Genomic DNA, 13,320 nt, shown 5'->3' on the forward strand with positions numbered 1-13,320 from the left:
GGTGCGTGCCTACCGCGGTCACCTGCTGCACATCGGTGGTGCGCCCCAGCTCGCACAGGCGGGTGACCATCTCGTGTCGGTGCCCGACGGGGTACTGGTGGTGGACGACGACGGCGTCATCGCGTTCAGCGGCGCTCACGAGCGGCTGCCGGCGGACATGGCCGACGCTGAGGTGATCGACTGCCGGCCCGGCTACCTGTTGCCCGGGTTCATCGACACCCACCTGCACTTTCCCCAGACCTACTGCACAGACTCCTACGGGGGTGGGCAGCTGCTGGACTGGTTGCAGCGGTGCATCTTTCCCGCCGAGGCGATGCTCGCGGACCCGGACCTGGCCCAGCGCACGGCACGCGACTTCTGCCGGCGCAGGATCGAGGTCGGCACCACCACCGCGCTCGTGTTCGGGTCCGCCTTTCCCGACGCGCAGGACGCGTTGTTCACCGAATCGCTGCGCGTCGGCCTGCGCACCGTCTCCGGTCGCGGCATCCAGACGGTGGGTCCGGAGGCGGCCGAGCCCCTGCTCACCGATGAGACCACCGCGATCGAACTGTCGGCCGGAGAGATCGACCGGTGGCACGCGGCCGATCCGCTGCTGCAGGTGGCCCTGGTGCCCCGCTTCGCTCTGTCGGTGACCGCGCGGACGCTGACGGCGCTGGGGGAGCTCTACGACTCGGTGCGCGCCGACGGGGTGTATTTCCACAGTCACCTGTCCGAGAATCTCCGCGAAATCGAGGCGGTCCGAGACTCGTTGGGCGTCTCGTGTTACCTCGACGCGTACGACGGGCGGATCGGCGGCGCGGATGCGCCGACGCTGCTCGGGCGGCGCAGCGTGCTCGCGCACGCCGTGCACTGCACCGACCGCGAGCTGGCTCGGCTGGCCGACACGGGGACCTCGATCTCCCACTGTCCGACGTCACAGCAGTTTCTCGGCTCGGGCACCATGCCGTGGCGGCGGACGACCGCCAGCGGCGTGACGGTGGCGCTGGGCAGCGATGTGGGCGCCGGCGACGAGTGGTTGATGGCACGCGTGGCCAACGACTGCTTCAAGGTGCACATCAGCGAGCCAGGCGCCGCGGGGCTCTCGATCCCACCGGCCCAGCTGCTGTTCACCGCCACCCTGGCGGGCGCCAGAGCGCTGGACATCGAGGACCGGGTCGGCAATCTGGACGCAGGCAAGCAGGCCGACTTCCTGGTGGTCGACCCGCAGCGTCAGCGGCTACTGCCCGAACTGCTCGAGCGGGTGGCGCCCGAGGATGCAGACCGGCTGCTGTTCACGCTGCTGCTGGGCATGCGGGAGACCGCGATCGCCCAGGTGTACGTGCAGGGCCGTGAACTCACGGGGGAGTGAGCGGACCGCCCAAGATGTTTCCGACGATCCCGCGAATGATGTTGCTGCCGTCTTCTTTTCGCAGCTCCCCGTACCAGTCTGCGGTGACGCCGGGATCTTTGGCATGTGTCACGTCGCAGCGGCGGCGGGCGCGCAGCACCAGATCGCCGGCCCGCTCGGAGCGCGCGTTCTGGTAGGACAGCAGCGCGGCGTGCACGTCGCCCGGATGGTCCCGCAGGGCCCACTGCAGCGCCACCGCGTCCTCCATCGCGGAACAGCCACCCTGCCCGATGTCGGGGGTGGTGTTGTGGGCGGCATCGCCGAGCACCGCGACGCGCCCCTTGACCCAGGTGTCGAACGGGTCGAGGTCCAGGATCTCCACGCGATTGGTGGTGCCGGGATCGAGGATGTCGATCAGCCGGTGCACCCCGGGCGCCCAGCCGTCGAAGTGGTGCCGCAGCGTCTCCTTGACGTCGCCGCCGACGATCCCGGCCGGGTCCCCGACGATGTCGAAGAAGAAGTAGAACCTGCCGCCGGCCACCGGCATGACCGAAACGCGTTGCCCGTCAGCGACATAGGTGGTCCACTCGGTGGCCGGGCCGATCCCGTCGTCGACCGGTACGAGTCCGTTGACGTTCACGTACCCCGCGTACCGGCGGGTGACCGGACTTCCCAGTACGTACTCGCGCGTGATCGAGTTCGCGCCGTCGGCGCCGATGATCAGGTCCGCGGACACGGTGGTCCCGTCGGCGAACGTCGCGACCGCGGCGTCGGGCCCGTCCTCGACCGCCACCATCTTCATGCCGAAGTGGATCTTGTCCATGCCGTAGTGGTTCATCAGCATCGATTGCAGCTCCGCACGCGCGATCGGGTAGGGGCGTTGGCCCACCTGATCGATCAGCGGCTGCATCGAGAACCGGCACATCGTCGCCCCGGTGTGCCCGTCGACGTAGCTCATCGTCTCGACGATGCCGCCCAGGGCGGCCGTCTCCTCGGCCAGACCGAGGTAGTTCAGGCATTTGACGCCGTTGGACCACACCGAGATCGCCGCGCCGACGGGCTTGTTCTCGGTGACCCGCTCGTACACGTGGGTCTCGACACCGATCTGCGCCAACGCGATCGCCGCGCTCATACCTCCCATGCCGGCACCGATGATCACGGCTTTCACGACAGTCAGCTCCCTCGGTAGGTGGAGTAGGCATACGGCGACAGCAGCAGCGGAACGTGGTGGTGTGCCGAGGCGTCGGTGACCTCGAAGGTGATCAGGACCTCGGGGTAGAACCCGGTGATGCCCTGGGCCGCGAAATAGCCTGCGGTGTCGAACCGTATCTGATAGGTGTCCACCTCGAGCTCGGCGGCCAGCGCGCCGATGCGGCCGTCGGGGTCCGTCACACCGGCGGACACCTCGCTACCGGATCTGCTGAGAATCACCGCGACCCCGGCGGCGGGGCGACCCGTGGTGGCGTCGAGGACATGGGTGGACAGGCTCATGGGATCAGCATCCCCGATCGGAGCTCATTCGTGCGGCTCGCTGAGCAGACGTTCCAGCCGCAACCGATTGATCTTCGCCAGTTCACTGCGCATGACCCGCCGTTCGGTGTCCGGGTCGTTGTGCAGACGCTCGGTCAGGATGTCCAGCAGCTCCTCCGCCGATCGCCCGCTGGCGCACACCAGATACACGTAACCGAAGCGGTCCTCGTACTCGCGGTTCTTGGCCGCCAGCGCCGCTTTGATGTCGGCGTCGGCGCCGGCGACACGGGCCTGCTCACGCGCCGACGACGGATTGTCCGCGGTGGCGCCGATCCGTGGGTGGCCGTCGAGGGCGGCGTCGAGTTCGGCGTCGGGCAGCTCGGCCAGCACCCGGTCGGCCCGGTCGTAGAGGGCGTCGGCGTCGCGGAACGGCGCGGCGGCCAGCACCCGTCGCGCCCAGATCGGCGATGAGCACACCTCGTACAGCAGATGCATCTGCTGGCGCTCGGAGGCGGCGTTGAACCGCGTCAGCCCGACGGCTCTCACGAGAGTTCGTTGAGCCTGCTGAAGCGGGCAGCAGCAACAGGATTGGCGTCGGCGACCAGATCGGTGAACCGGTGGTTGACGATCTTGGCGACTTCGATCAGGGCGAACGCCTTCTCCGCTGCGGGGGAGTTGTCCATCCGGGACCACCCGTTGCGCAGCACCCGGTCGAAGCGCTCCGTCTCCTTCGCGCAGATGATCAGCGGGAAGCCGAAGTGGCTTCGATAGGCGGTGGCCAGCTCCACGACGTCATTGTGGTCGGCGTCGTCGAGGTTGGACAGGGCCACGTGGTCCACGGCGAGCACCTGACCGGTCTCGTCTTCGGCGCCCAGATCGGGGAACGCCTCGAGCAGTTCGGCCTGCTGCTCGGACGTGCCGGTGAGCACGGCGTCCTGGAACGCCTCGCGCAACGCGGCGGTGTCGGCGAACGGCCGTTGCTCGTAGGCGCGCTCGACAGCCCACGGCACGTCCTGCAGCACATGGCCGAACACCTCGGTGAACCGTTCCTTCGTCATCGCGTTGACCTCACCGAGGGTGATGGAGCCGTTGCCCGCCACCCGCGGGCCACCCGAACCGGTGTGGAAGAACACGATGTTCAGCAGGATCGCGCTCACCGCGCCGATGCTGATACCGCTGCCGAAGATCAGGTCCAGGCCGGTGGGCATGGCCTTGGCGATGTCCGGGTAGGCCGTCACCCACAGCGCCAGCGCGAGGCTCGTGGTCACGATGATGAGGTTGCGGTGATCGGTGAAGTCGACCTTGCCCAGCGTCTGGATTCCGACCACGGCGACGGTGGCGAACAGCGTCAGCGCGGCGCCGCCCAGCACGGGGTTCGGGATCGACGCGACGACAGCTGCGACCTTGGGCAGGAAGCCGAGCAGGATCATGAACACCCCGGCCGCCGCGACCACCCAGCGGCTCTTGACCCCGGTGAGCCGCACGAGGCCGACGTTCTCGGAGAACGCGGTGTAGGGGAAGGAGTTGAAGACGCCGCCGATGGTGGTCGCCAACCCGTCGGCCCGCAGCACGTTGCCGATGTCCGACGCCTTCACCCGCTTGCCGACGATCTCGCCGGTGGCGATGGTCGACCCCGTCGATTCGACGGCGGTGATCATCAGCACGATGATCATCGTCAGACAGGCCACGAAGTCGAACTTGGGCAGCCCGAACAGGAACGGCGGGGTGAAGCCGATGGCCGAAGCCTCGCCGACTCGCGCGAAGTCCATGTCCCCCAATGCGAATGCGACCGCGCAGCCGATCACCAGACCGAGCAGCACGGCGATCGTCGCCAGGAAGCCGCGGAAGATGCGCTGGATCGCGACGATGATCGCGATGGTGCCGACGGCGTAGAGGAACCACCGGATGTTCGTGGGATCGGTTTCGTGAGTGTGCGGATTGGTGACCGCGTCCATGGCGCCGACGGGGACCAGGCACAGCCCGATGATCGTGATCAGGGTGCCGGTGACGACGGGCGGGAAGAACCTCAGCAGTTTGATGAACACCGGCGCGATCAGGAACGTGAAGATGCCGGCGACGATCACCGCGCCGTACACGTAGAGCATGCTCGCCGCGCCCCCACCGTGAGCGAGGCCGATGGCGATGATCGGCGAGACCCCCGCGAACGTGACGCCCTGCAGCAGCGGCAGCCGCACACCGACGTTGCGGAACCCGACCGCCTGGATGATCGAGGCGATGCCGCAGGTGAACAGGTCGGCGGTGATCAGCTTGACGAGTTCGGCCTGGGACAGTCCGACCGCGCCGGCGATGATGATCGGCACGAGGACGGCGCCGGCGTAGAACGCGACGACGTGTTGGAACCCGTAGGTGGCCAGCTTCGGGACGGGCAGCACCTCGTCGACGGGGTGTGTGCGCTTGCTCGTGCCGCGGGCGGTCGGTGTCGACATCGGTTCAGAATCCGACAGCTGCGCGCACTTCCGGTGACGCACACGTTTCCGCGATGTTGCAGCTCCCGTTTTCTCCGCGACCAGACACGAACTCGAGTGTTTCAGCGGCGTGTCCGCTCGAGTTCGCGTCTTTTCGCCGAGAGAACTGTCAGTGGTCGTGCAGGATCACGCCGCGGATGTTGCGTCCCGCGCGCATGTCCTCGTAGCCCTCGTTGACCTCGGCCAGCTTGTATTCGTGGGTGACGGTCTCGTCCAGCAGCAGCTTGCCCTCGCGGTACAGCGAGAGCAGCCGCGGGATGTCGGCGCGCGGATTCGCCTCGCCGTAGAGACTGCCCAGCAATCTCTTCTGGAACAGCGTGAACATCATCATCGACAGTGTCGGCTGGTTGTCGGCCATCGGCGCCAGCGCCGTCATCACCACCGCGCCGCCTTTGCGGATGATGTTCGAGGCATCCTCGAGCATCGATCCCTCGAGCACTCCGACGGTCAGGATCGCCGAGTCGGCCATCACGCCGCGGGTCAGTTCGGCGACGAGCGCGGTCGCCTCCGGCATAGACGTGACGAAGTGCGTGGCGCCGAATCGAAACGCCAACTCGCGCTTGCTCTCCACCGGCTCGATCACGACGATCTTCTCGGCCCCGGCCAGCCGCGCACCTTGGACGGCGCCGCTGCCGATGCCACCGAGGCCGATGACCACGACGGTGTCGCCCGGCGACACGGCGGCGGTGTTGACCGCAGAGCCCCATCCGGTCGTCACACCACAGCCGAGCAGGCACGCCCGCGCCAAGGGGATGTCGTCATCGATCTTGACGATGGAGGCCTCCGGCACGGAGCCATACTGAGAGAACGTCCCGACGAACGCCATCGCCCCGACGTTCTGGCCGCGGGCGCGGCGCCGATAGGTGCCGTCCACCTGGGTGCCGGCCATGATCAGCGCCCCGAGGTCGCACAGGTTCTGATGACCGGTCGAGCAGAACCGGCACCTGCCACACGCCGGCAGGAACGATGCGACGACGTGGTCGCCGGGGGCCAGGCCGACGACGCCCGGTCCGACCTCGCGCACGACGCCGGCGCCCTCGTGGCCGCCGATCAGAGGCAGCGGGGCCGGCAGGTCACCGGTGCGGATGTGCTCGTCGGAGTGGCACAGGCCGGTGGCCTCCCAGGACACCAGCACCTCGCCGTCACCGGGCGGGTCGAGGTCGATCTCTTCGACGGTCCAGTCCGAGCCGTACTCCCACAAAATCGCGGCGTTGGTCTTCATCGGCCGAGTCTAAGAAGCGCTTCGGTCCGCCCGCGGCGGTTTCGCCTCGACTGGTGTCAAACGGTGGTGAGCGCCAGGCCCACCAATGCGATCAACCAGCTCGCGAAGCTGCCGACCAAGAAGTACTCGGTCACCTCGTCGATACCGGGGATCTTCGGATCGGCGATTTCCGTCGACTCCCTGCGGGCGGCAGTGAGCTCGGGGAAGCGGATGATGCCCTTAGCTGCGATCACCGCCGAGGCTGCGCCGAACTGGCCTCCGAGCGCCAGCCCGACGATCAGCAGCCGCTCCATCGGGCCGAGCAACCGGCCGCCCTTGAGGCGATCCGACGGCTGGGGCACGCCGACCGGGCGGACGGCGCCGACCGCGCCGAGGATCAGCCGCACCAACTGGTTCGCGGTGACCAGCTGCAGCAGGACGACCCCGACGACCATCAGCGCCCGCTGCGGCTCGACCTCATCCAGCCCGATCCAGGGCAGCCACCAACCGAGCGGGCCGGCCACCGGGGAGGCCCAGCCGCCGAGCGCGACGATCAGTGTGGAGCCCAGGCCGAACGCCGTGAGTGCGCGACCCTGCCGCGTGCCCGTGCGTTCCGCGGCGTCGCCGAGGACCATCCAGACGACGGAGACCGTGGCGGCGATGACGAGCAGAACGATGTCGCCGGGATGCCAGAGCCCCGCCACCGCGGCGCCGACCATCACGGTGAGCGGACCCGCGAGCAGCGCCGGCCATCGCCGGGTGCCGAGCTTGCGGCAGATGTCGGCGACGCCGATGGCGATCAGGTACACCGCCAGCGCGCCCATCACAGCTCCCGCAGTTCGGCGGCGACGGCGAGGAGCAGGTCGAGCCCGGACCGGCCGGCGCGCTGAGAGACGGCCGATGCGCTGATGCCCTCCTCCATCGCCAGCTCCTTCTTGGTTCGTCCCGCACGCATCCCCGCGAGTATGCGCAGGGAGCGCTCATCGAGTGAGCCAAGCAGATGGTCCCGACACATCAGGGCGGCATTGACGGCGCGGGGGTCGGCGCCTGCGCCGGTGTCGTTGCGGAACGCGGTGCGTACGTGCGTCATTCCCGGTTGCTGCTGGGTGGCCGCCGTCCACTCGATGGCGGCCCGCGCCGCCCACCAACCCGGCCCGTCCTGGATTCCGGACTCCTCGTCGAGTGCGGTGACGGCGCCCCAACCGAGTCCGAACCGGACGTCGACGTGCGGTGCCAGCGTGAGACGCAGCGTGAGCGTCGCGTCGATCGCCAGCCCGACAGTCGGGTATGCGCCCTGAAACTCATCGCCCACCGTGAGCGCGGGCGCGTCGACGGCGTTCTCGGCCACGGATGCCAGCGCCGCAGTGACCCTGCGGTGTAGGGCGCGTCTATCAGCGAACGTGCGAGAACCCACGACGTCGCCGATCAGCGTCGCGCGTAGCGCTGAAGGCCTGCGCTTCATCGTGGCCATATGAAGACTATAGCTTCATATCGTCAAAATGAAGCCAGACACTTCAGTAACGGCGCTAGCGCAACGGCTCGATAACGACGGTGGTGCCGCTCACTGCGTGATGTAGCCGGTGGCCTTCTGTAGGTGTTCGATCGCCTCGGCGACGATCGCAGGAACCAGGTCCGCGCAGGACGGTAGGTCGTCGATGATCCCGGTGACCTGACCAGAGGCCAGCACGCCTGCGTCGGTGTTTCCCTCCACCAGACCGGCTTTCAACAGCATCGGGGTGTTGGCGGCCATCACCACCTGAGCCCAGGTGAGGTCCTTGCCATGCCGCATCGCCATGCCGTCCCGAAGCATCGACCGCCACGACATCCCGCTCATCTTCTTGAACTTCTGCGCATTGCCGACCGCGGCGGCGAGGCCGCGAACCGGCGACCCGCCCTCCAGTTTCTCGACCAGGCCCGTGCGCAGCACCCGGTGGGGCATGCCGTCGACGCGCGTGGAGACGACCGTTCCATCGAGAGCGGCCTGCAGGTAACGCTGCTTGACCGCATCCGGCACGGTCGAGTCGGTGGTGAGCAGGAACCGTGTGCCCATGGCCACCCCTGCAGCACCGTAGGACAGCGCAGCGGCAAGGCCCCGGCCGTCGAAGAAGCCGCCCGCCGCGATCACCGGCATCCCGGTGTCGGCGACGGCGTCGAGCACCGAGGGCAGCAGCAGCGTGGTCGCGATCGGACCGGTGTGTCCGCCGCCCTCGCCGCCCTGCACGATCACCGCGTCGGCACCCCAGGCCGCGACCTTCTTGGCGTGCTTGGCCAATCCGACCGACGGGATCACCACCACACCAGCGTCTTTGAGCTTGGCGATCAGATCGGGTTTCGGGGCAAGGGCGAAGGAGGCGACTTTGACTCCTTCGCTGATCAGGAGGTCGACGCGGTCATTCGCGTCGCCGGCGTCGGCGCGGATGTTGATACCGAACGGTTTGTCGGTCGAGCCCTTGACCTTGGCCACCGCAGTCTTGAGCTCGTCGAGCGTCATCGTCGCCGAGGCCAGGATGCCCAGCCCTCCGGCGTTCGACGTCGCCGACACCAGGCGGGCACCGGCGACCCAGCCCATGCCGGTCTGGACGACGGGATGCTCGATGCCGACGAGATCGGTCAGCGGCGTGCGCAGCGTGCTCACTTGACTTCCTTGTCGCGCAGCGACTTCGGGTCGATCACCTCGCGCAGGATGCGCAGCTCGTCTTCGGTGGGGAGCCGGGTCGTGTCGGCCTCCTCGAGACCGTGCACCTCGAAGGACGTGTTCTCGGCGACCTGGTCGGCTTCGATTCCCGGATGCAGCGAGAGGGCGCGCATCTGGTGATCGGGGCCGTTGAAGTCGAAGACGCCGAGGTTCGTCACGACCCGGAAGACGTTGACGAATCGGTAGGCGGGGTTGTCGGGATCGAGCTTGTCCCAGCCGATTCCCGAGACGATGTCGACGGACTCGCCGAACACCCGTGTGGAGTGATTGCCCACCCAGTAACTGGTCGCGTGGTTGATCGTGTTGCCCGGCGCGCCGCGCACGCCGAACATCTGGCGCTTCGGGTGCTGGATCGGACCGAACGCCGACAGGTTCTGGTTGCCGTAGCGGTCGATCTGGTTGGCGCCCATCACCACATGACGACGCCCCCACGCCAGCGTCTCGAACACGCGGCCGAAGGGCATCCATCCCTCTATGGTTGCCGCCGCTCCGATGGCGGGGGTGTCCGCGATCAGCCGGGCCTCACCATCGCTGAGCACGATATCGGGTGAGAATGTCAGTCGGGCGAGTCGCGCTCCGATCGAGACGATCGTGGTCATGGGGCTCACCATGATCTCGCCTGCATCACGGAACAATTCGGCGCACGCGACGGCGCACACCTCTGCGCGGGTTGCCGAAATCACTGGGCCGCCTCCTGGAACGTGCGCACTGCCGCCTGGTAGTCGGATTCGCTGCCGGACAGATACCTGTCGACGAACGCCGACCATGTCTCCCCAGACCCGGCAGCCTCTGCGTAGTGCCGTTGGAACTTCTCGTCACGCCGGTAGTCGGGTTCGGCCGTGGTGAAGTGCGCTCCGTTGGGCGCCTCGACGACGCTGTCGACCATCATCCGGTTGATCAGTAGCGCCTGCGGCGGAACCGACTTCACCAGTTCCTCCGTCGAGACCACCTTCTCCACCGACAGCAAGCGGCGCTGTGCCGACATCAGGAACAGATCGTCGAAGTAGGGGTCGATTCCGGTGTAGGCCGCATTGCCCTGCGCGTCACCGAGATTCATGTGCACGAACGCCGCGTCGAGGTTCAGGGCGGGCATCGCGATGAGCTCTTCGTAGCCTCCGCCCGTCGGGTACGGCGACCGCACGGTCTTGAGCTCGTCGCCCCAGAAGGCGCGCACATCGCTGCCCAGTCCGGCGCGGATCGGCAGGAACGGCAGGCGCTGCGCGGCGGCCTGCAGCCCGCAGCGGAGCATGCCCTCGTCCATCTCGCGCGCCTCGATCGTGCCGGAGGTGCGTGCCTTCGCGAACCACGGATCGTAGAACGGCGGCGAGTCCAGCGATACGAAGCCGTAGTAGGCCCGCTTGACCTTGCCCGCCGAACACAGCAGGCCGAGATCCGGTCCGCCGTAGGTGACCACGGTGAGATCGGTGACACCGGTGCGCAGCAGCGCCCGTACGAAAGCCATCGGCTTGCGCCGCGACCCCCAGCCGCCGATGCCGATCGTCATGCCGCTCTCGATGCCGGCCACGGCCTCGTCGAGAGTGGTTCTTTTGTCTTTCACTCTTTCCCCGCTCGTCCCCTGTGCTGCGCCCGTGGGCCCATCGCTCGTGCCCGCCGCATCACGACTTTCCCTTCTCCGTGCCCGCGAACGCATCCCGGTGTTCGTCGGACACGCCGGCCAGGTTGAGCTCGAAGGTGAAGCCCTGCTCCATCCGGTAGCGGGCGGTGACCGGCTGCACGTCGATGAAGTTCAGCGCCTCCTTCGCCGCGCGGATCACCCGGGTGTCCTTGCTCGCGATGTCGCGGGCCACCCGCAGGGCGGCTTCGTCGAGGTCGGCGCGAGGCACGACCTCGTGCACAGAACCGAAGTGGTGCAGCGTGTTCGCATCGACGGTCGCGGCGGTGAAGAACAGCCGACGCATCATGTGCTGGGGCACAAGACGTGACAGATGGGTCGCTGCGCCGAGAGCGCCGCGTTCGACCTCGGGTAGCCCGAACTTCGCGTCGTCGGAGGCGACGATGACATCAGAGTTGCCGACCAGCCCGATGCCGCCGCCGACGCAGAAGCCGTTGACCGCAGCCACGACCGGGACCGCGCATTCGTAGACGGCCCGGAATGCCTCGTAGCATCCGCGGTTTGCGTCGATCAGCGCGGTGAAGCCCTCGGTGTTCTGCATCTCTTTGATGTCGACGCCGGCGTTGAAGCCGCGCCCCTCGGCCCGCAAGATCACCACGTGCGTGCTCTGATCACGCCCGGCCGCGGTGATCGCATCGGCGAGTTCGAACCAGCCTCGCGACGGAATCGCGTTGACGGGTGGGTAGTTGACGGTCACCGAGACGATTCCCGGCTCCACCGTCGCGGTGGTGATCGGCATGCGCAACTCCTGGGTGGCTACCTAAGCAAGCACTTGCTTGGTACGCTAGCACAGTGACCGACGCCCCCGACAGCGCCATCAACCTCGCTCTCACCGGCCGTGTCGTGCTGGTGACCGGTGGCGTCCGCGGCGTCGGAGCGGGTATCAGCACGGTCTTCGCCGATCAAGGGGCTGTCGTCGTCACCTGCGCCCGCCGTCCGGTGGAGGGGTCACCGTTCGAGTTCCGGCCCTGCGACATCCGTGACGACGATGCCGTAGCCGCGCTGATCGCCGGCATCGTCGCCGATCACGGACAGCTCGATGTCGTGGTGAACAACGCCGGGGGGTCGCCGTACGTGCCGGCCGCCGAAGCGTCAGCGAAGTTCAGCCGCAAGATCGTGGAGCTCAACCTCCTCGGCGCACTATCGGTGGCGACCCACGCGAATGCGGTCATGCAGCAACAGGATTCGGGCGGTTCGATCGTGAACATCTCCAGCGTCAGCGGTCGGCGGCCCACCCCCGGCACCGTCGCATACGGTGCTGCCAAAGCCGGGATCGAGAACATCACGTCCACACTCGCGGTCGAGTGGGCGCCCAGAGTCCGGGTGAACTCGGTGGTGGTCGGCATGGTGGAGACCGAGCAGGCCGACCTCTTCTACGGTGATGCCGACTCGATCGCCGCGATCTCCCGCAACGTACCTCTGGGCAGGCTCGCCCGACCAGAAGACATTGGTTGGGCGACGGCATTCCTCGCCTCGCCCGCAGCCTCCTACATCAGTGGAGCCTCGCTGGAGGTGCACGGTGGCGGGGAGCCGCCGCACTACCTGTCCACCACCACCGCCGACATCAAAAAGTAGAGGAGACAACGAGAATGGGATTGCTCGACGGCCGTGTGGTCATCGTGACGGGTGCAGGCGGCGGCATCGGCCGAGCGCACGCACTGGCGTTCGCCGCCGAGGGGGCCCGAGTCGTGGTCAACGACATCGGTGTCGGTTTGGACGGTTCGCCGGCCGGGGGTGGCAGCGCCGCCCAGACCGTCGTGGACGAGATCACCGCTGCCGGAGGCGAAGCCGTCACCAGCGGGGCGAATGTCGCCGACTGGGCGCAGGCCGAGGGACTGATCCAGACCGCCGTCGGCGCCTTCGGAGGGCTCGACGTGCTGGTGAACAACGCCGGAATCGTCCGTGATCGGATGTTCGCCAACACCAGCGAAGAAGAGTTCGACGCGGTCACCGCGGTGCACCTCAAGGGCCACTTCGCCACCATGAAACATGCTGCGGCGTACTGGCGCGCGAAGTCGAAGGCCGGCGAGTCAGTGGACGCCCGCATCATCAACACCAGTTCTGGCGCGGGCCTGCAGGGTAGCGTCGGGCAGGCGAATTACAGCGCAGCCAAGGCCGGCATCGCGGCGCTCACGCTCGTCGCCGCCGCCGAAATGGGACGCTACGGCGTCACCGTCAACGCGATCGCGCCGTCAGCGCGCACCCGGATGACCGAGACGGTGTTCGCCGACATGATGTCCACGCAGGGGCAGGATTTCGACGCGATGGCACCGGAGAACATCTCGCCGCTCGTGGTGTGGTTGGGCAGTGTGGAATCCCGGGACATCACCGGGAAGATGTTCGAGGTCGAAGGCGGCAAGATCCGCGTCGCCGAAGGATGGGCGCACGGTCCGGAGATCGACAAGGGTGCCAAGTGGGATCCGGCGGAGCTGGGTCCCGTCGTCGCCGACCTGCTCGGCAAGGCCCGCCCTCCGGTATCGGTCTACGGGGCCTGAGAGGAGGCCCGGC

At 67.7% G+C, this 13,320-nt stretch carries 14 protein-coding genes; 3 read left to right on the plus strand and 11 right to left on the minus strand.

What is annotated here, in order from left to right; genetic code table 11:
* Window position 1 precedes the first annotated feature (1 nt).
* Window positions 2–1,348 (plus strand): guanine deaminase, encoded by a 1,347-nt coding sequence (locus DMB80_RS00740; RefSeq protein ID WP_111508119.1) that lies wholly within the window; start codon window positions 2–4, stop codon window positions 1,346–1,348.
* On the opposite strand, the gene hpxO is transcribed toward DMB80_RS00740, so the two are convergent.
* From hpxO to echA20, 11 genes are all read right to left on the minus strand, one after another.
* Window positions 1,335–2,495, minus strand: a complete 1,161-nt coding sequence (gene hpxO / locus DMB80_RS00745; RefSeq protein WP_111508120.1) for an FAD-dependent urate hydroxylase HpxO — start codon at window positions 2,493–2,495, stop codon at window positions 1,335–1,337. The two genes, DMB80_RS00740 and hpxO, sit on opposite strands and share 14 nt — an antisense overlap.
* A gap of 5 nt (window positions 2,496–2,500) precedes the next feature.
* Window positions 2,501–2,818, minus strand: a complete 318-nt coding sequence (gene uraH, locus DMB80_RS00750) for a hydroxyisourate hydrolase (protein WP_111508121.1) — start codon at window positions 2,816–2,818, stop codon at window positions 2,501–2,503.
* Between the two features lie 24 nt (window positions 2,819–2,842).
* Entirely contained in the window at window positions 2,843–3,343 is a 501-nt protein-coding gene (gene uraD / locus DMB80_RS00755; RefSeq protein WP_111508122.1) for a 2-oxo-4-hydroxy-4-carboxy-5-ureidoimidazoline decarboxylase, read from the minus strand.
* Window positions 3,340–5,244, minus strand: coding sequence for a solute carrier family 23 protein (locus tag DMB80_RS00760; protein WP_111508123.1), 1,905 nt, complete (start codon window positions 5,242–5,244; stop codon window positions 3,340–3,342). Before DMB80_RS00760 ends, uraD begins: the two co-directional genes overlap by 4 nt.
* A 148-nt stretch (window positions 5,245–5,392) precedes the next feature.
* Window positions 5,393–6,505: an NDMA-dependent alcohol dehydrogenase gene (locus tag DMB80_RS00765; protein WP_111508124.1), complete on the minus strand. Its 1,113-nt coding sequence runs from the start codon at window positions 6,503–6,505 to the stop codon at window positions 5,393–5,395.
* 56 nt (window positions 6,506–6,561) lie between these two features.
* Complete coding sequence (locus tag DMB80_RS00770) at window positions 6,562–7,308, minus strand: hypothetical protein (protein ID WP_111508125.1); 747 nt, start codon at window positions 7,306–7,308, stop codon at window positions 6,562–6,564.
* A complete protein-coding gene (locus DMB80_RS00775; RefSeq protein WP_111508126.1) occupies window positions 7,308–7,955 on the minus strand; it encodes a SatD family protein in 648 nt (215 codons plus the stop codon). The genes DMB80_RS00770 and DMB80_RS00775 overlap by 1 nt, the downstream gene beginning before the upstream one ends.
* Window positions 7,956–8,045: 90 nt before the next feature.
* The gene (gene ipdC / locus DMB80_RS00780; protein ID WP_111508127.1) at window positions 8,046–9,119 is read right to left on the minus strand and encodes a (3aS,4S,5R,7aS)-5-hydroxy-7a-methyl-1-oxo-octahydro-1H-indene-4-carboxyl-CoA dehydrogenase; all 1,074 of its coding nucleotides are present in this window, start codon (window positions 9,117–9,119) and stop codon (window positions 8,046–8,048) included.
* Window positions 9,116–9,862, minus strand: a complete 747-nt coding sequence (gene ipdB, locus DMB80_RS00785; protein WP_111508128.1) for a cholesterol ring-cleaving hydrolase subunit IpdB — start codon at window positions 9,860–9,862, stop codon at window positions 9,116–9,118. The genes ipdC and ipdB overlap by 4 nt, the downstream gene beginning before the upstream one ends.
* Window positions 9,859–10,737, minus strand: coding sequence for a cholesterol ring-cleaving hydrolase subunit IpdA (gene ipdA, locus DMB80_RS00790; protein ID WP_111508129.1), 879 nt, complete (start codon window positions 10,735–10,737; stop codon window positions 9,859–9,861). Before ipdA ends, ipdB begins: the two co-directional genes overlap by 4 nt.
* Before the next feature lie 58 nt (window positions 10,738–10,795).
* On the minus strand, window positions 10,796–11,551 hold the full coding sequence (gene echA20 / locus DMB80_RS00795) for a (7aS)-7a-methyl-1,5-dioxo-2,3,5,6,7,7a-hexahydro-1H-indene-carboxyl-CoA hydrolase (RefSeq protein WP_111508130.1): 756 nt from the start codon (window positions 11,549–11,551) through the stop codon (window positions 10,796–10,798).
* A gap of 53 nt (window positions 11,552–11,604) precedes the next feature.
* On the opposite strand from echA20, the gene DMB80_RS00800 reads away from it, so the two are divergent.
* Window positions 11,605–12,387: an SDR family oxidoreductase gene (locus DMB80_RS00800; protein ID WP_111508131.1), complete on the plus strand. Its 783-nt coding sequence runs from the start codon at window positions 11,605–11,607 to the stop codon at window positions 12,385–12,387.
* A 14-nt stretch (window positions 12,388–12,401) separates the two neighbouring features.
* Window positions 12,402–13,307, plus strand: a complete 906-nt coding sequence (locus tag DMB80_RS00805; protein WP_111508132.1) for an SDR family oxidoreductase — start codon at window positions 12,402–12,404, stop codon at window positions 13,305–13,307.
* Window positions 13,308–13,320: the final 13 nt, after the last annotated feature.

It is taken from the genome of Mycobacterium kyogaense, assembly GCF_003254575.1.
In the GTDB taxonomy this organism is placed as follows: Bacteria; Actinomycetota; Actinomycetes; order Mycobacteriales; family Mycobacteriaceae; genus Mycobacterium; species Mycobacterium kyogaense.